At 26.4% G+C, this 18,658-nt stretch carries 19 protein-coding genes and 1 pseudogene; 11 read left to right on the top strand and 9 right to left on the bottom strand.

Annotated elements, in window-relative coordinates; genetic code table 11:
- Positions 1-5 precede the first annotated feature (5 nt).
- Genes hisB through ACKU3H_RS12805 form a run of 6 tightly spaced genes read left to right on the top strand, consistent with a single transcriptional unit; the run spans position 6 to position 3,142 of the window.
- Entirely contained in the window at positions 6-578 is a 573-nt protein-coding gene (gene hisB, locus ACKU3H_RS12830) for an imidazoleglycerol-phosphate dehydratase HisB (protein WP_320034263.1), read from the top strand.
- Positions 575-1,072, top strand: a complete 498-nt coding sequence (locus ACKU3H_RS12825) for an HAD hydrolase family protein (RefSeq protein WP_320034262.1) — start codon at positions 575-577, stop codon at positions 1,070-1,072. Before hisB ends, ACKU3H_RS12825 begins: the two co-directional genes overlap by 4 nt.
- Positions 1,063-1,599, top strand: coding sequence for a hypothetical protein (locus ACKU3H_RS12820; protein WP_320034261.1), 537 nt, complete (start codon positions 1,063-1,065; stop codon positions 1,597-1,599). The genes ACKU3H_RS12825 and ACKU3H_RS12820 overlap by 10 nt, the downstream gene beginning before the upstream one ends.
- Before the next feature lie 4 nt (positions 1,600-1,603).
- Positions 1,604-2,089, top strand: coding sequence for an LptA/OstA family protein (locus ACKU3H_RS12815; protein WP_320034260.1), 486 nt, complete (start codon positions 1,604-1,606; stop codon positions 2,087-2,089).
- On the top strand, positions 2,089-2,691 hold the full coding sequence (gene yihA / locus ACKU3H_RS12810) for a ribosome biogenesis GTP-binding protein YihA/YsxC (protein ID WP_320034259.1): 603 nt from the start codon (positions 2,089-2,091) through the stop codon (positions 2,689-2,691). Before ACKU3H_RS12815 ends, yihA begins: the two co-directional genes overlap by 1 nt.
- The gene (locus tag ACKU3H_RS12805; RefSeq protein ID WP_320034258.1) at positions 2,681-3,142 is read left to right on the top strand and encodes an N-acetyltransferase; all 462 of its coding nucleotides are present in this window, start codon (positions 2,681-2,683) and stop codon (positions 3,140-3,142) included. The genes yihA and ACKU3H_RS12805 overlap by 11 nt, the downstream gene beginning before the upstream one ends.
- Positions 3,143-3,168: 26 nt before the next feature.
- Here the strand turns inward: ACKU3H_RS12805 and ACKU3H_RS12800 are convergent.
- The 3 genes and pseudogenes from ACKU3H_RS12800 to ACKU3H_RS12790 form a co-directional block, all read right to left on the bottom strand.
- Positions 3,169-6,360: pseudogene (locus ACKU3H_RS12800) on the bottom strand (efflux RND transporter permease subunit).
- Positions 6,353-7,120, bottom strand: a complete 768-nt coding sequence (locus tag ACKU3H_RS12795; protein ID WP_320034257.1) for an efflux RND transporter periplasmic adaptor subunit — start codon at positions 7,118-7,120, stop codon at positions 6,353-6,355. Before ACKU3H_RS12795 ends, ACKU3H_RS12800 begins: the two are co-directional and overlap by 8 nt.
- A 10-nt stretch (positions 7,121-7,130) precedes the next feature.
- Complete coding sequence (locus ACKU3H_RS12790; RefSeq protein ID WP_320034256.1) at positions 7,131-8,480, bottom strand: TolC family protein; 1,350 nt, start codon at positions 8,478-8,480, stop codon at positions 7,131-7,133.
- 243 nt (positions 8,481-8,723) lie between these two features.
- Between ACKU3H_RS12790 and ACKU3H_RS12785 the strand changes: the two genes are divergently transcribed.
- Positions 8,724-9,074, top strand: coding sequence for a cupin domain-containing protein (locus ACKU3H_RS12785; protein ID WP_320034255.1), 351 nt, complete (start codon positions 8,724-8,726; stop codon positions 9,072-9,074).
- Between the two features lie 18 nt (positions 9,075-9,092).
- Here ACKU3H_RS12785 and ACKU3H_RS12780 read toward each other — a convergent pair whose 3' ends face one another.
- Entirely contained in the window at positions 9,093-11,078 is a 1,986-nt protein-coding gene (locus tag ACKU3H_RS12780; RefSeq protein WP_320034254.1) for a methyl-accepting chemotaxis protein, read from the bottom strand.
- Between the two features lie 221 nt (positions 11,079-11,299).
- Between ACKU3H_RS12780 and ACKU3H_RS12775 the strand changes: the two genes are divergently transcribed.
- Positions 11,300-11,479 carry a DUF6726 family protein gene (locus ACKU3H_RS12775; protein WP_320034253.1) on the top strand — a complete coding sequence of 60 codons (180 nt, stop codon included), beginning with the start codon at positions 11,300-11,302 and terminating at the stop codon, positions 11,477-11,479.
- 6 nt (positions 11,480-11,485) lie between these two features.
- Here the strand turns inward: ACKU3H_RS12775 and fliP are convergent, their stop codons facing one another.
- A complete protein-coding gene (gene fliP, locus ACKU3H_RS12770; protein ID WP_320034252.1) occupies positions 11,486-12,217 on the bottom strand; it encodes a flagellar type III secretion system pore protein FliP in 732 nt (243 codons plus the stop codon).
- Positions 12,218-12,300: 83 nt separating this feature from the next.
- Between fliP and ACKU3H_RS12765 the strand changes: the two genes are divergently transcribed.
- Positions 12,301-13,173 (top strand): nucleoside recognition domain-containing protein, encoded by an 873-nt coding sequence (locus ACKU3H_RS12765; RefSeq protein ID WP_320034251.1) that lies wholly within the window; start codon positions 12,301-12,303, stop codon positions 13,171-13,173.
- On the opposite strand, the gene mrdA is transcribed toward ACKU3H_RS12765, so the two are convergent.
- The 4 genes from mrdA to ACKU3H_RS12745 form a co-directional block, all read right to left on the bottom strand.
- Positions 13,170-14,942: a penicillin-binding protein 2 gene (gene mrdA, locus ACKU3H_RS12760; protein ID WP_320034250.1), complete on the bottom strand. Its 1,773-nt coding sequence runs from the start codon at positions 14,940-14,942 to the stop codon at positions 13,170-13,172. The genes ACKU3H_RS12765 and mrdA overlap by 4 nt on opposite strands.
- On the bottom strand, positions 14,939-15,259 hold the full coding sequence (locus ACKU3H_RS12755) for a hypothetical protein (RefSeq protein WP_320034249.1): 321 nt from the start codon (positions 15,257-15,259) through the stop codon (positions 14,939-14,941). The genes mrdA and ACKU3H_RS12755 overlap by 4 nt, the downstream gene beginning before the upstream one ends.
- 182 nt (positions 15,260-15,441) lie before the next feature.
- Entirely contained in the window at positions 15,442-15,735 is a 294-nt protein-coding gene (locus ACKU3H_RS12750) for an EscU/YscU/HrcU family type III secretion system export apparatus switch protein (RefSeq protein ID WP_320034248.1), read from the bottom strand.
- A gap of 1 nt (position 15,736) precedes the next feature.
- A complete protein-coding gene (locus ACKU3H_RS12745; protein ID WP_320034247.1) occupies positions 15,737-17,830 on the bottom strand; it encodes a hypothetical protein in 2,094 nt (697 codons plus the stop codon).
- Positions 17,831-17,918: 88 nt separating this feature from the next.
- Between ACKU3H_RS12745 and fliW the strand changes: the two genes are divergently transcribed.
- Both fliW and arsC read left to right on the top strand, forming a co-directional pair.
- Complete coding sequence (gene fliW / locus ACKU3H_RS12740) at positions 17,919-18,293, top strand: flagellar assembly protein FliW (RefSeq protein ID WP_320034246.1); 375 nt, start codon at positions 17,919-17,921, stop codon at positions 18,291-18,293.
- 16 nt (positions 18,294-18,309) lie between these two features.
- On the top strand, positions 18,310-18,657 hold the full coding sequence (gene arsC, locus ACKU3H_RS12735) for an arsenate reductase (glutaredoxin) (protein WP_320034245.1): 348 nt from the start codon (positions 18,310-18,312) through the stop codon (positions 18,655-18,657).
- Position 18,658 lies beyond the last annotated feature (1 nt).

Raw genomic sequence — 18,658 nt, 5'->3', positions numbered from 1 at the left:
AAAGAATGACAGAATTTAGTAGAAAGACAAAAGAAACAGATATTTTCTGCAAAGTTGATATTGATGGGTGTGGTAACTCAAAAATAGACACTGGAGTTGGTTTTTTTGATCATATGCTTGAAGCTTTATCTAAACATAGTGGTATAGATATTGAGTTAACTTGTAAAGGTGATTTACATATAGATGCTCATCACAGTGTTGAGGATTGTGGTATTGTTTTAGGAAAAGCTTTAAAAGATGAAATTTTTCCTATTAAAAATGTTGAGAGATATGGTAATGCAACAGTCGTTATGGATGAAGCTGCAACAACTTGTGCTTTAGATTTATCAAACAGACCTTTTTTGGTTTATGAAGTAAATATTACTGGAAAAGTTGGAGAGTTTGATGTTGAGTTAGCAGAAGAATTTTTCCATGCATTAGTTATGAATTCAGGAATTACTTGTCATATTATAAATGATAGAGGTAGAAATAAACACCATATTTTAGAAGCTAGTTTCAAAGCTTTTGCAGTTGCTTTAAGAAGAGCAATGGTAATAAATGAAAAACTTGGAGTACCTAGTACTAAAGGTGTTTTATGATTGAATTAATTGTTCTGGATGTTGATGGTACATTAACTGATGGAGGAATAACTTATACAAATAGTGGAGAAGAGTTAAAAACATTTGATGTGTCAGATGGTTTAGCTATTGCAACATGGACAAAAAAGCTTAATAAAAATGCTGCAATTATTACAGGGCGTAAATCTTTAATAGTTGAAAAAAGAGCAAAAGAGTTAGGTATAAAGCATCTTTATCAAGGTGTTCACAACAAAGATGAAATTTTAGAAAATATTTTAAAAGAAGAAAATATTTCTTGGGCTCAAGTTGCAGCTATTGGTGATGATTTAAATGATTATAAAATGTTGAAAAAAGCAGGGTTATCATTCACTCCTTTAAATGGTTCAAATTATGTTAAAGAGATAGTTAATGTAGTTTGTAATGCATCTGGTGGGAAAGGTGCAGTAAGAGAAATGATTGAATTTATAATTAAAGAAGATGGTATTGAAGAGGATTTTATTAAAGCATGGTTATAAGAATATTTGTATTTGTTCTTCTTAGTTTATCAATAACAGGTTATTTTATGCCTGTAGAACAAAGATCTAAAAGGAATACTAATGAAGATAGACCTTTATTAACCTTTGTTGATTCAACCATGTATACTTTAAATACTAATAGTATGAATAGAATAATTTTTACTAAAGAAGCTATAAGATATAAAGATAGAGATTTAATGTATGATGGTTCTTTAATGCTTAAAAGTATTGATAATGATAAACAAGAGATTACAGATACATTATTAGCTGATTTAATTATAAAAAGAGAGAATAATTTTAAATTTATAAATAATGTTCAATTTACAAGAAATAACTATATGACATTAAATACTGATGAATTATTATATAATGCAGAAACAAAAATAGCAACAAACACTTTACCCTTTGAGGGAACTTATTTTAATAATTACTTAGAGGGTGAAAATATGTATTTAGATTTAAATAAGTATTATATGAATGCTTTAAAAACACATTTTGAAATTGATATAGAGAAAAAAGGAAATTAATAATATGAAATTTTTATTCGTAGTTTTTATGTTAACTACTATGCTTTTTGCAGAAACTGAAAAACTAATAATAGATGCTAACCATTTTGAAACAAACGATGCTACTGGATTAACAATATTTACAGGTAATGTAAAACTTTTAAAAGTAAAAGATAAATTAAATTCTCAAAAATTAGAAATATATATGACACCTAATAGTAAAGGAAAAGCAAAACAACCTATAAAATATGTGGCAACTGGAAATGTAAGTTTTGAGATACATTCTAATGGTAAGATTTATAATGGAAAAGGGAAAAAAGTAATTTATAATCCAAATACACAAGAGTATACTGTTATTGGAAATGGCTATATTAAAGAACAAATTGAGCAAAGAGAACTTATTGGTGAAAAAATTTATATTAATCAATTAACAGGAAATGCAAGAGTAGTTGGAAAAGAAGATCAACCTGTTAGATTTATTTTAAATATTGATAGTGGAGCAGATAAGTAATGAAAATTGTAGATGCAAAATTTTTAACTTCAGCTCAAAGTATAGTTGATTCACCAAGTCCAGATAGAGCAGAAGTGGCTTTTTTAGGTAGAAGTAATGTTGGGAAATCATCATTATTAAACACTTTAACAAATAGAAAAGGTTTAGCAAAATCTTCTTCAACTCCTGGTAAAACTCAATTGATAAATTATTTTGAAATTAAATTTAAAACCCAAAATGAAGAGTTACCTTATATTTATGCAAGATTTGTTGATTTACCTGGATTTGGATATGCCAGAGTATCAAAAAGTCTTAAAAAAGAGTGGAATAAAAATCTAACTGGATATTTAGAACAAAGACCGTGTTTACAAATTTTTGTTCATCTAATAGATGCAAGGCATCCCGAACTTGACATTGATAAAAACGTGGATGAATTTTTAGGATCAATTAAAAGAGGGGATCAAATTATAATTCATGCTTTTACAAAAATTGATAAATTAAAACAAAATGATTTACAAAAACTTAAAAGAGCGTACCCACAAGGTATATTTGTGTCTAACCTTAAAAAAAGAGGTTTAGATCAACTACAAAATGCAATAACAGGATATCTTTTTGGAAATTAATTTTTTTAAACCAGATGTAACGCATATTAAAGAGATGCAAGAGTTAGTACAAGAAGAGGTTGATAAAGGTATTATTCTTCTTAGAACAGAAGATGAAATGGCTAATACAATCAGATCTTATACAGTAGTTGAAGTTGATGGGAAAATAGCTGGATTTACAGCTTTACATATACATTCTATTAGATTATCTGAAGTTAGAAGTTTAGTTGTTTCTGAAAAATATAGAGGTTTGAAACTTGGTAAAAAACTTGTTGAAGCCTGTATTCGTGAGGGAAGAAAACTAGGTTTACAACAAATCTTATCACTTACTTATAAAAAAGGTTTTTTTGAAAGTTTAGGTTTTTATGAAATTGAAAAAGATAAGATACCAGAACATAAAATTTGGGCTGATTGTATAAGGTGTAAACATTTTCCTATCTGTGAAGAGATAGCAATGGTTTATGACTTATAAGGTTACCTTTTAAAAGGTAACCTTTTTTATTTTAAAATAGATTTTATCTGATTTTTTATAATCACTGGAACAAAAAACATTGATACTACATAAGAGATTAGTGTTCCTCCAATTAAAGCAACTCCCAATCCACCAAATACAGCATCTGTAGCTAAAAGAGAAGAAGCAAAAACCATTGTAAGTACTGTAAGTATAATAGGTTTTGATCTTGTAGCTGTTGCTTTTGCTATTGCTTCATTTATTGATAAACCTTTCTCTTCAACTAATTGTTTTGTGAAATCAATAATAAGAGTTGAATTTCTTGAATTTATACCTATTAAACCAATAAATCCTATTAAAGAAGTTGCTGTTAGATAAAAAGTGTCTGTTGTTATTAAATCCATTATAATATGAGCAAAAATTACTCCAATGATAGAGATAAAGCTTGCTAATACAATTCCTCCTGAAACAGCAAAGTTTTTATAATAAACAACCATCAAAAAGAATATTAATACTAAAGCAATTATAAATGCTCCACCTAAATCTATAAAAGTATCAATTGTAACTTTCAATTCACCATCCCAAACAAGTTTAAAAGTTTCATTTGTATTTTTGTCTTTAAATTCAAGGTTTAAAAGGTTTGAACGTGTTACCTCATAGTTTGTATTAAAATTGTTTAAAAACTCATCTCTTGCGTCTAATAATGGATATATTTGACTATCTTTATCTGTTTCAGCAATTACATTTATCATAGGGTTTAAATTTTTTGCTGTAAGGGTTGGTTCTTTTATAGTTTTTCTAACTTCAATTAACTCTGTTAATGGAATAGTAAAGCCATTTTTATTTACAAGTTTTAAGGTTGATAATTTATTTAAAATAGCCTCTTTTTTATTTGAATCAAATAATCTTTGATTATCAAGTCTTAAAAATATTGGCACTTGACTTTGCGAATCTTTTTCATTTACAACTGATAATACAACTCCTTCATAAGCTATGTAGATTATATTTTTTACTTGTTCAAGTGATAATCCACTTTTTATTATCTTATTATTATCTAATATAATCTCATATTTATCATATATATCATCAGCCATAATATCTATATCTACAAGAGTTTTTTGATTATTAAGTACTTTAGCTACCTCTGTTGCAAGTTTTTTTCTACTCTCAAAAGAGTTTCCACCATATATTTCAGCTACTATAGAAGCTAATACAGGAGGGCCTGCTGGTAATTCAATCAGTTTTATATTTGCATCATATTTTGAACAATCTTGAAGTTCATCTCTTATAGAACTTACAAAGTTGTAGCTTGTAATATCCCTATCTTTTTTGATATTTACCATTATTTCAGCTTGAGATTGTTTATCTTTTAAAGCACTTTGTTTAACCAATGCAGCAAAATCAAGAGGTTGTCCTTCCCCTACAAATACAGAAACATCAGTTACTAAATCTTTTGAGATAAGTTTTTTTGAAATACATCCTGTAACCTCTTTTGTTTCACTTACTGATGAACCATCTTTTAAGTCAACATATACTGAAAAAGTATCAGAGTCTTTACTAGGTAACATCTTTGCTTTTACAATCTCTGTTGGAAATGTTGCAACGCTTAACGTAAATAATACTAAGGTTATTAAATACACCATTAAAGTTTTTTTAGGGCTTTGAAGTATCTCATATATAAATTTTTCTAGTTTCATCTTTAAGCCTTACAAAAATTTTTTAACTAAATATGGTGTAAATATATATGCAACTACTAAAGAAACAACCAATGCTATAGGTACAAAAATAGGAAGAGGGTGCATAAATTGTCCCATCATTCCTCCCACAAAAAACATAGGAAAAAAAGTCATAATAATTGCAATTGTTGCTATATTTGTAGCATTTCCAATCTCATTTGTAGCATCTATAGATAAAGTTTTAATATCAGTTTTACCTTTATCTTCTTTTTTGTGTCTTACTATATTTTCAATTACAATAATAGCTGCATCAACTAACATTCCTAAACTTACTATTAAAGCAAAAAGTGTAATTCTATTTATAGTCTCTTCCATTAAAAAACCTATAAATAGTGTTAAAGATAATATCATTGGAACTAATAAAGATACTATCATTGCTTCTTTAAAACCTAAAGAAAAGATAAGTAAGATTGCAATAATAAGTATAGAGATCAAAAGGTTTTGTACAAGGGAATTTACAGCATTATTTGCTGTATATCCATCATCTCTTGTAATAACATATTTAATACCTTTTTCATTTAGTTCATCTTTTATGGATGAAATATATTCAAAAATATTTTCGTTTATTGTTACAGAGTTGGCACCTTTTAGTTTTGATATTGTTAAGGTAACTTGCTCTATAGCCTTATCTTTTGTATCTTTCTTATATAGTAGGGCTTCTTTTTTATTTTGTTTGTCATAACTTCTTGAGATAGTAGCTATATCTTTTAAAAGAATAGGGGTGTTATAGTTATATGAGATTATTATGTTTTCTAAATCCTCTTTTGATTCTATTGCATTTTTAATACTAAGAACTGTTAAGTTTTTATTATTGTTATCTGAATTGATATTTGGAGTTGTAAGAGATAAAGCTTTTATTTGACTTGCTATTTGCCCTAAAGATAGATTATATGCTGCAATTTTATTGGCATTTACTTCAATATTATATTGCTCCTTTTTTTCACCTTTTAAATCTACTAAGGCTACTTTTTCTATTTTATTTATCTCATAGGCTACTTTACTTATTTCATTATAAAGTTTAGTTTGAGAAACACTATCATCTTTTGTAAAAAAAGCAATAGTTGCTATAGGTATATCTGTATCTATGTCCATAGTTTTTATAATAGGACTCATAGCACCCTTTGGCATATTATCCATATTTCTCATCACTTGGTCATAGAGTTTTAAATTTGATTCCTCTTTATCTTCTCCAATATAATATTGTACTTGTACAATCCCCATTGAATCTTTTGCATATGAATATATATGTTCTACACCTTTTATTTCACGAATCTTTTTCTCTAAAGGTTCAATGATTACTTTTTTGATTTCACTAGGTCTTGCTCCTGGAAGTGCAACAATTACCGCACCACCACTTACTTTTATTTGTGGATTTTCTTCTCTAGGCATAAACTCCAGTGATATAAAGCCTAACATAAGTATAAAAATACTTAAGATAAAAGTTAATGGATGGTCTATAAATATTTTTGCAAGTTTTCCTGCTATATTTAATTGATTATTCATTATTATCCAATATCAAGTTGATTTTACTATACATCCCTGGATAGATATGTTTATCTTTTTTATCAAAAGAGATTTTAATAGTAAAAGAGTGGGTCATATTTTGAACGTTTGGAATTATTGATGCTATTTTACCCTTTGATTGTAAGTTTATTGATTCTATAAATATATCAACCTCTTGACCAATTTTTATTTTCCCTAAATTGCTTTCATTTATATCTGTTTTGATTTTTAAACTATCTAAATCTGATAAAATCATCGCAGGTGCGCTTGGCATTGCCATTTCACCACTTTTAATGCTTTTTTTGATTATAAGACCAGCATTTGGAGCTCTTATTTTTAAGTATCTATATTGATAGTTTACCTCTTTTAATTTAGCTTGTGCAATAGAGATCATATTTTTTATATTTTTTAGTTTTAACTCTAATTGTTCTAAATCATATTTAGGAATTAAGTCTTTTTCATATAATCTTTTATATCTTTGATAGTTAGTTTCTACATTATCTAAATTGTTTTGTTGTATTTGAAGATTTAATAGGGCCTCTTGTTTGTTACTATCAATATTTGAAGAGTCTATTTCATAAAGTAAATCACCTTTTTTTACAAAGTCACCTTCATTTACATATACTTTTTTGATAAATCCCATGTATCTACTAGTAATGATTTTTTCATTATCAGAAATAACTGTACCACTAAGTTCTAGTGCCCATAGATTTGTTATACTTAAAAAAAGTAATACTAAAAATAAAATTGATTTTTTCATATTTTTTCCTCTATTTTCTCAGACTTTGACCAGAAACAATATTTACTCTTGCAAGAGCTAGAGATAATTCATAATTAGCCATGATTAGTGATGCTTCATTTTCTCTATAAATTGCCTCTTGTTTTAAAAGTTCAGTCATTGGTATTAATTGGTTTTTATACATTAGTTTTGATTGTTCTAGAACTTCAGAAGCCAATTCTTTAGCTTCTTGTTTCTCTTTAAATGCTTTTCTTTTTGCTTTTAAGTTTAGTAATGTTTTTTCAACTTCTAGTTTAATTGCATCTTTTAATTGATTTAAATTTATAGCAGTTTTATTTAACATTATCTGGCTTTTTTGTTTTTGTACACTTCTATTATTATCAAAAAGTGTAAATTTTATTCCTAACATTCCCATATAGTAATCTTTTTCACTATCAAAACTTATTTTATCATCATTAAATCCATATTCTAAGTATGAATATACATTTGGATAATAAGAAGAGTTAGAAACTTCAACATTTTTTTGCATACTTATTTCTTGTTGTTTTAACATTTTTAAATCATCTCTTTTATCTACAGCTTCTTTGTAAAGAGATTTAAAATTATAATCTTTTGCTTTTATTATTTCTAAATTTTCTACATCAGTTATATTATCTTGGGAAGTTAGAAATTTTAGATAAGCAAGTGCAATATTAAATTTATTTTGAGCTTCTGTAAGTTTACTTTGTACATTTAGTTCATGAACTCTTGCTTGTTTTGTATCAATTTTAGTTACTAAACCCTCTTTGTAAAACTCATTTGCAGAAGTTACAAAAAGCTTTACAGATTCTTTGGCTTTTTTTGTAGCTTTAATAAACTCTTTTGCTACAACTGCTGCATTGTAGGCTTTTAAAACTTCAAATTCTAAGGATTTTTTATCAAGGTTTAGTTTTAATTGTTGAGCTTTTTTTGCAATTTTCATCATATCTTCTTGATTTTTCAATTTAAATCCCGTAAAAATTGGTAATTCAAAAGTTACTTTTGTATTAAAATTGTTTCTTACTTCAGGATAGTTTAGATTTTTTGGTTCAACATTTAAAGCAGATACGCCTGTAAATTCTGAAGCTCCAAAATCATTAAATGTAGCTTCTCTTGATGAAAGTTTATTATTAAATACATAGCCTGAATGGTTTGTCCTAGACATTTCATGCTTTAATTCTAATTTTCCATATGAGTAAGATTTTACACTTTCTATATCTAGATTAGATTTTTTAATATTTAATTCTTGGTTTTTAAGTTCAAGGTTATTTTCAAGGGTTAAATCAATAACTTTTTTGTAGTTTACACTTTGTGAAAACAGGTAAGTGTTTACTAATAATAAATATAAGATAACTTTATACATCGCCCATCCTATGGTCTTTTTATATGGGATTATACAAAAAAATATTTAATTTTTCTAATAAAAGAATTATTAATTTATATTATCTTCCTTTTTTTTAGTTAAGTAGGCTAAAAGTAACACTACAAAAACTATTACTGTAAAAGATATTGCCTCATTTATGATATTTTCCATTTATTACTCACTTTTCTATTTTTCTATTTTATAAAAAAAGATATAATAATGCAATTTATTTAAAGGATTTATATGTATTGTAATTGTTCAGATAATTTTGCATCAACTGAAATACCAAAAACAAAAGGTGCAAATATCTCAGTTCTTACTCCCAAAGAGGATAAGGATTTTATAGTTAGAAGAATAGTTTTATCAGATGGTGGATTTATGCCAAATCATAAAAATAAGATTCAACATCAACAATTTGTATTAAGTGGCGAAGCAAAGGTTTTAATAGGAGATAAAGAGTATCATGCAAAAAAAGGTGATTTTTTATATATTCCTGCTGGTGTAGAGCATTTTTATGAAGCCTGTTATAATCAAGATTATGAGTTTTTATGCATGATTACAACAAAAGATGATGAGATAGAATTTATAGACTGATTCAAAAGAATCAGTCTATTAAAAATTTTCCCATTCATCATCATTTGATTTAGTAGCTTTTATTGTTTTAGAATCTTGATTCTTTTCTATTTTTTTTGCTACATTATTTGTAGTGTTTTTTGTAAGTGTTCTAGCTTTTACTTCCTCTTTACCAACGAACTCTTTTTTATCTGCATCAATTAATATCTCTTTTGCTATATTTTCTGTTTGTACAGCTATATCTTTTGTTTGCATTGCAATACTTGCATTTTCTTGGGTTTGTTTGTCTAAGCTATTAATTGCACTATTAATTTGTTCAATACCTGATTGTTGCTCTTTTGATGCACTTTCTATGTCTTTAATTAAATCAAGTGTTTTTGAAATATTATTTTTTAAGTCACTATAGCCATGAATCATCCTAGTAGCTATCTCTTTTCCATCATTGGCTTTAGTTGTTGCATTTTCAACTAAATCTTTTATCTCTCTTGCAGCTTCAGCAGATCTTGCAGCTAAGTTTCTTACTTCTTGAGCAACAACAGCAAAACCTTTTCCAGCTTCTCCTGCAGTTGCAGCTTCTACAGCTGCATTAAGAGAAAGGATGTTTGTTTGAAATGCAATTTGATCAATTACACTAATAGCATCACTAATAGCATTTACTTGTTCATTTATCTTATCCATTGATTCAGTTGTTTCATTTGCTAATGTATTTCCTTCATTTGCAGATGTTGTTAACTCATTGGCATAACTAGCCATTGTAATTATATTATTTGTATTACTAGTAATATTTGAAGAAATTTCTTCTAAAGCTGCAGCTGTTTCTTCTAATCTTGAAGCTGCATCATTTGATGATAAACTTAATATATCAACATTATCTAATAAAAGTTTTGCACTCTGTTCTAAAGTTAATCCTGTAGCTTTACTTTCAACTAGCATATGAGTTATAAGTTCCGCTACTTCTCTAAGAGCTACAGCAATTTTCCCATTATCATCTTTTACTTGGTCTTTAAAATTTAGTTCTCCAAAACTTAATAAAACATTTAAGATTTTATTTGTACTTCCTGCAATATTACCTTGAAGATTTTCTAACATTTCATTAAAACTTTTTCTTAATGCTTCTAAGCTTTCATTTTCAACTTTATTTTCAAATCTATTAAATAAATAACCTTTTTTTATCTCTTCAACCATATTTGATACTTCTTGTAAGAATTTTTTATCTTCTTCTATATTTTTTTGAGTTCTTATAATATTATGATTAATAACTTTTGCCATTGTTGAGATTTCATCATCATTTTTATCTTCTAAAAGAGTAACTTCATTTGTTTCTTTATTTAAATACTTAAAGAAATCATTAAGTCCTTCTTGTAATTTATTTAATGAAACAGAAATTTTTGAAATAAGAAGATAAAACATTACTATAATAAAAACAGCAATGATAATTCCTGTAATAATAGTCCCTGACTCTGTCTCAAATAATGAATCATACATCTCTTGTGTTTTTAATTCATTTTCTTTTAAATGTTCATTTATCCACATATCAAGTTTAGAAGATAGTTTTTCAGCAAATGGATCTAACTTTTCCATCATTTTATTACCTTCTTCTGGTCCAAATTTGATATAAGCATTAGCCATATCTACTCCAATTTTATAAAATGAAGTGAAATCATTTTTAAATTGTTTTAAACTTTCTATCATCTCTGGTTCACCAAACTCTTTATGCTCTTTTAAAAGTTTGTCCAAAGTTGCCAAACCATGCTTATAATATTTTTCAGCTTCAACAAATCCATCATCATAGCCCTCATATGCACGTGTTGCAGATATATCTGTAAGCCATTGTTGTACTTGTATTACATTTCTTTGTAATACAAAAAAGTTAGTGATTTGTGTCACGATTTCATCTTGTTGTTCGTGGATTGTTTCGTCCATTTCATATATTTTTTTGATTACAACAGATAAATTGATTATATAAATAAGTACTAGTACACTAGCAGTAAATATTAATAATTTTTTTATGGATAATTTTGACATGTAGTTTTTTGCCTTTAAAGTTGGATTTTACGTTATTATTATATCTTTAAAAGTATGAATAAAAGTTTAATTTTTTTAATAAATAATTTTAATTCTTTTTATTTTTTTAGTTTTTATAAGGTATATTTATGTTATTGATTTGATATTATCTTTGTTTGTATTTTATACTGAAATATCAATTAAGATTGTTTAGATACAATCCTTTTTTTTAAAGGAATTATATGTGTAAATATATATTAGGAATGATAATTGCTCTAATATTAAATGGATGTGTAGTAGGAGATGCTGTAGCTTTACCTTTTAGAGTAACTGGGGCAGTTGTAAATGTTGTTACCCCTGATGTTGTAGGTGATTCAATATCTACTACAGGAGACGCCATAGATACTTCAATCCCTTTTTAAATCAAGTTATTTAAAGGATTGGGCCAGATTTCCTATTATTAAAGCCCAACCATCAATTACAATAAAAAAGATGATTTTAATAGGCAAGGATATCATTACAGGTGGTAGCATCATCATACCTAAAGACATTAGAATTGAAGCAACAATAATATCAATTACTAAAAATGGTAAAAAGATTAAAAATCCAATCTCAAATGCAGTTTTTAATTCACTTACAATAAATGCAGGCATTAATAAAGTTAATGGCACAGCATCAATATTTTTAGGGTTTTCTTCGTTTTTAATTCTATAAAAAAGTGCTAAATCTTTTTCTCTTGTGTTTTTTATCATAAACTCTTTAAAGGGTTTAATTCCTCTTTCAAAAGCAACTTCATATCCAATTGTTTCATCCATATATGGTTTTACAGCATCATCCCATGATTTTTTTGCATAAGGTTCCATAATAAAAATTGTAAGTATAAGAGATAAAGAGATAATAATTTGATTTGGAGGTGTAGTTTGTAAACCCATAGCTTGTCTTAATAATGAAAATACAATTATAAGTCTTGTGAAACTTGTAATCATCAAAAGAAGAGTAGGGGCTAGTACTAAAAGTATAAGTATTATAGCTATATTTATTGTTCTTACAAACTGTGCAGGTTCTTCTAAGGCAGCCACTGAAAGGTTGATTACGGGCACTTGCTCTTCTGCTGCAAATAATGAAATTGTAAAAATTAATAATGTAATGATTATTCTCAACTATAGTCCTTAGCTAAACTTGGGTGAATAATATCAAAAATATTATTAATATGCTATAATGCCGCTTTTTTTTAAGGAACGCAATGGATTATAAACAGAGTTTAAACTCTTCTCTTAGAAGTGCTTGGATTATTATAAAATTAGTTATCCCAATTTATATATTTGCAGAAGTTTTATATTATTACAATATTTTGTCATATATTTCATTTTTAGTAGAACCATTAACAACTTTTTTAGATTTACCTAAAGAAGCAGCACTAAGTATCTTAAGTGGAGTTTTTTTAAATCTATATGCAGCAATTGCTTTTGCAGCTCCTTTGGATTTAACTGCAAAAGAGTGGACAATTTTAGGTGTATTTTTAGGAATCTGTCATTCCTTGATTGTTGAAACTGCTGTTATGAAAAAAATAGGTTTACCAAATGGCTATTCTATTTTATTAAGAGTTATTGGTGGAGTTATTGTGGCATTTTTAGTTACATTTTTACCAAATGAACTATTTAATAGTGATGTTTCAAATGCAATAGTTGAGAAAAAAGAGTATGTAAATCTATTAGATGTATTAGTAAAATCTTTGATAGGTTCAATTAAATTAACTATAGAAATTATAATTTTAATCTCTTTAATTATCCTTTTTATGGATTATGTTAAAAGTAGGGCATTTATTAAAAAATTTGAAAAAAACTTATCTAGAAATTTTTCAATTTTTGTTGGTGTTATTTTAGGTATAACTTATGGGGCAGGAATTTTAATTAAAGAAGCTAAAAGTAGTAGTTTAACTAAAAGAGATATCTTTTTTATAGGAACTTTTTTAATGATTTGTCATGCTATTATTGAAGATACTTTGCTTTTTGTGATTTTCAATGCAAATCTATATATAATAGTTGTATTTAGAGTTATTGCAGCGATTATTTTTAGTATATTTTTATTAAAACTATATGATAGAAGAGTTATTTAATTTTTAATATAACCTAACTCTTCTAATTTATTATATATTTTACTTACTACATGACCTGCTGCACTACCACCATGACCACCATGTTCAACTAGAACTGTTACTACATATTGGGGATTTTTATATGGTCCGTAAGTTGTTAGCCATGCATGAGACCTATGGTAATATTTAAGTTCACTCTCTTTCATTCTAACTTTTTCAGATTGTGGGATTGTAACAACTTGTGCTGTACCTGTTTTACCAGCTAAAGGGATATTTGATTCTCTTACATGGTAGTAGGCTGTACCTTTTGGCCGATTCATTACTTCATACATACCTTGTCTTATTAGTTTCATTGAATCTTTATTATATTCAATCTCTTTAGGCTCTTCATAATTTAGTTTTGAAAAGTGTGGTTTAGGTAGCTTTCCTGTTGCTAGAAAAGCTGTGTATCTAGCAATTTGCATTGGTGTAACAGTCATATAACCTTGACCTATTGAAGCATTTATTGTGTCACCTATATACCAAGGTTGATTATATTTTTTTTCTTTCCAATCTTTATTTGGATTTGTGGCATAGAATTCATTTTCTAAATCAACTCCTGTTTCTTCTCCTATTCCATAACTTCTTAATGATTTAGAGATTTTATTAATCCCCACAAGAAGACTTCCTTTGTAAAAAAAAGTATCACAACTCTCTTTTATAGCTTTTACAAACCCAACTTTTCCATGACCTGTAGGTTTCCAGTCCCTAAATTTTCTATTTCCTATTTGGATAAAACCATTATCATAAATCTCATAATCAGGTTTTATCCCATTATCAAGAAAAGATAAGGCTATTCCCATTTTCATAACCGAACCAGGAGGATAAAGCCCATTTATAAGTTTATTGGTAAAAGGATGGTTAAAATCGTTTTTCATCTCATTCCAAGCATCAATTGATATACCGTCAACAAAAATGTTATTATCAAACTCAGGATATGATCCAGCAGATAACAATTCACCATTTCTTGCATCCATTACAATTATTGCTCCACTATCATCTCCAAATATCTCTTGAATATATTTTTGTAGTTCAATATCAACAGAGATTGTTAAATCATTATCAGATGAAGGATCTTTTTCAGCTAATACTTCAATCTCTTTATTTAAAGCATTAACTTTTACTGTTTTTTCTCCAAGTTTCCCTTGCAACTCTTTGTTGTAGTATTTTTCTAAACCATTTTTACCAATAATTCCACTATGTTTTGAAAATTCATTATTTTGTATATCTATTTTTGAAGCTCTTCCTACATACCCAATAATATGCGAAGCGTTTCTTCCTTCTGGATAAACTCTTTTTACTTCTGATTTTATTTCAATATCATCATTTGAATTAAACAGGGTATATTTATCAAAAAACTCTTCATAAGGAATAAACTCAACAATTTTTACAAAATCATGTTTATAATTAGAATCTAATTTTTTATACTCTTTATATAAACTCTCTTTTGAATATTTGGGAAAGTTTTCGTTTATTAAAGTAACAAGTTCATCTAAAATATGTTTTTTCTTATATGATCTTAAATGGGGTCTGATATTTATTGAAAAACCCAATTTATTCATAGCTAAAGGTACACCATTTCTATCTTTGATTATTCCTCTATTAGGAACTTTATATATCTTTTTTATGTAGTTTCTTTTTGATAACTCTTCATAATAAGTATTTGATTTGATACTTAAAAAATAAACTCTTGATAGAAGTGTAATTAGTATGATAAAGATAATTATAAATATTAAGTTTAATCTTTTCAAATAAACACTCCAAATATTATGAAATCAATAACTAAGTTTACCAATAAAGTGTAGTTTATTTGTGGAGTTAAATCATTATTTAATGACCACATAATATAAATACCTAAATAAAATACTGCCATATAAATATATGAATTAAATGAATTAAAACTTAATGTCCTTTTTATATATGGAGCTATAAATACATATACAAAGGTAGCTAATAAAGATAATGAAAATATTTTGAATCCATTATTTAATTCAATAAAACAAAAAGTTATAATTACAAACATAAGAGAATAGTTATATCTTCTTTTTAAACAAACAAAAAATGCCATAAATAGTACACCTAGAAATAATATAGGAAAAAAATAAATTGATGAGATTATATTACTTAGTATCACAAATATACAGAATGTTATTATGAAAAGTGGATTATCAAGATTGTTGATTCTCATTTATGGCCAGTTCTTATTTTTTTATGGATTATATTATAATTGTACTTATAAAAGTATCAATATTATTTGAAGGTTTCTTCTCTTTTTTTTCTTTCAATTTTAGTTAAATCATAAATAAAAGCAAATATCTCAGATACAGCTTTGTACATAGAATCAGGAATCTCTTTATCAATATCTATTGCAGATAAAAGTTCTATTAAGTCTTCATCTTTTTTAATAGGAACTTCATTATCTTCTGCAATTTTTATTATGTTTGTTGCTACACTTCCTGTCCCTTTAGCTACAACCTTAGGAGCATTATCTGTTTCAATATCATAACCAAGTGCAACAGCTTTTTTTAAATTGTTTTTTTCCATATTAAACCTTAATATTCAATCCTGTATCAAAACCTTGATTTTGTCCATATGGATTATTATTACTAACTTTTTTGATCTCTTCTTGCTCTTTATTTTTTTTCATATCTATTATATTTATATTTGTTGGTACTAAATTTACTGAATTTAATGCTTGTTTTAATTTTGTTAGGTTTTCTCTAAAAGTTTTTTTAAAATACTCTTTTGAAACATAAACAGTTATATCTATTTTATTTTTATCATATAAAGCTAAAAGTAATTGGGTTTGCCCTAACTCTTTTAAAGATAAATTTATCTCACAAAAAAACTTATCTTCATTTATTTTTTTCATTGAGATTGTACCATCATCCAACATATCCCAAATAAATGGAAGATACACATTATTGCTATTTGATGTAATTGATAAAAGTTGATGATATTCAACTTGTGTAACTAATCTATCAACATTTTTGAGTAAGTCTTGTGAAGTTGGATCACTTTTTGTTTGTAATTCGGCTTGCATTTGTAAAAGTACAGTTTTTATATCATTTTGTAGATTATTTTGAGAAAGATTTTTATCTGGCAACTGCATTTGTTGTAAGATATTATGACTTATACTTTCTAGTTTTTCTATATTTTTAAAAATAGTATTGTGTAGATTTAGATTCTCAGGATTTGACGATAGATTAACAATACTCTCTTTTAGATTTACTATTAAGTTGTTAATATTTGAGGCAAAATTGCTTTGAAAATTGTTTGGCAAATTATTTTGTAAACTATTTTTTATATCTACTGGAATTTCAATTTTAGAAAATAGATTTTGAATATTTAATAATCTGTCAATTATTTGATTTATAGCTTTATTATCACTATTTGGAATATTTGAAAGTTCATTTTTGAGGTTTAAAAGGGTTTGTTGAATATTGTTTGTTAGATTTGATTTATCAACTTGAATATTTTGATTTTGTAAAACTTTATTTTCTAAAGTTGTTATCTCATCACTTTGGTTTTTTAACATCCCTACAAGTTTTTCAATATTTCCACTTAAATTTGTAAGATTTTTATTCTCTATCTGATTTGTAAGTTGAGTTAATAAATTTTTTACTTCAATTTGTGCAGTATCTTTTGTAAATAAGTCTTTAGTTTGAATAAGTGAATCAATCTGTTTTAGTAGAGTATCTTTATTTGGTATATTATTATTTGATTGAATTTCAGCTCTTAATTGAAAAAGTGTATCAAGGGTTTTTGATAATACATTTTCTTTAGTTTGTAAAAGTGCTTGATTTGTATTTTGAACATTCGATAAGTTTTGATTAGTATTTGTGTTTTGTGTATTTGTTAAATTCTGAGTATTTGCCAAATTTTGACTTGTTTGTGTTGGTGTATTTTGAGTACTAACTTTAAAATTTTCCAGTTTTGATTCTATTAACTGTGCATCTGAAGTTATGTTTTTTAAATTATTTGTTAAAGTTAATAGATTATTTAATTGTGTATTATTTAATCCTTTTGATAGTTGTTGTAGGCCATTTATTAAAGTTTTTAAATCATTTCCCAATTGTTGGGCGGTATTATTGGCTGAACCATTTTGCAACATTTTATCTATTAGGTTTGATAAGTTTTTACTCTCTAATGTTGGGATATCTTTTAATACACTTTTTATTTGATTTAGTAGAGTTTCTAAATTTTTGGGTAAATTTGAATTACCTTTAGTTTGCTCTAAAGCTTTTGCTTCTAAAAATACACCAGATCTATTTATTAGTTCTTTTAAACTATTAGAATCTAGGTTTGTTATATCTTTTAAGAAATTTTCCAATAAAGGTTTATATTTTTGTAAAGATGGATCATCTAATTGTTTTAGTAAATTATTTATATTTTTTGAAAAGTTTGCCAAGTCTTTAAAAAGATTTGAGTTTTTTAACAAGTTTTCAATTGTTGATAGATTCTTGTCTCCAGTTTTTAAATCTGTAAAAAGGTTTTTTAATATATCTCCAACGGTAGTTGTGCCTTTATTTAGGCTTTCTAAGGTTTTTGCATCTGCATCTTTTAATACATCTTTTAAAACTTTATTCTCATTTGGTAATAATATATTTAATAAGTTATTGTTATTTGATACTATCATACTTTAGAGTATAACATAAAATAATGGATTATTAATTGACAACAAATTCTATTTTTTGTAAAATCATTCAATTTTATAAAGGGGTCTTATGGTTTTTGAAGTAGTAGTACCCATTGATGGATGTGAAGAAGAAACAGAATTTGAATTAATGAAGCTAGATGATTTCTTTTCTGTAATCACTGGAGTGGAGACAGGAGTGACTCTAAGATTGATGAGTTTTGGGGCATTAAAATCATTAGCCTTTGAATTTCCAGATGATTTTAAAGAAAAACTTGATATTCAAAATTTAGAAGAGTTATCTATTTTTTATATATTTGTATTACAATCTCAAGTTTCAGAATCTTCAATGAATATTTTTTCTCCAATAATTATAAATAATAGATCTCTAAAAATGGGACAAATCCATCTTAATTTAGAAGAATTAGGGCTAGAAAGTCTAAATAATATATTACCAAAATTTTAATTTTTAAAGGTTTTTAATGAGCAAAATAACTATTTTACATAATCCTAGATGTTCAAAATCTAGAAATGCTTTGGCATATTTAGAAGAGAAAGGATTAGAGTTAAATGTTGTTAAATATTTAGTTGATACTCCAACAAAAGAGGAACTAAAAAGAATAATAGAGATGTTAAATATTACTCCAAGAGAGTTAATGAGAACAAAAGAGGATGTTTATAAAGAGCTAAATTTAAAAGATGCAACATCTAATGAAGTTTTAATCGATGCAATGCTTGCAAATCCAAAGTTAATAGAAAGACCAGTTGTTATTAAAGATGATAAAGCTGTTATTGCAAGACCTTTAGAAAATATTGATAAGATACTTTAAT

Source organism: Halarcobacter sp., assembly GCF_963675975.1.
Taxonomy (GTDB): Bacteria; Campylobacterota; Campylobacteria; order Campylobacterales; family Arcobacteraceae; genus Halarcobacter.
The sequence above is the reverse complement of the archived record's forward strand: the minus strand, read 5'-3'. Positions and strand labels throughout refer to the sequence as shown.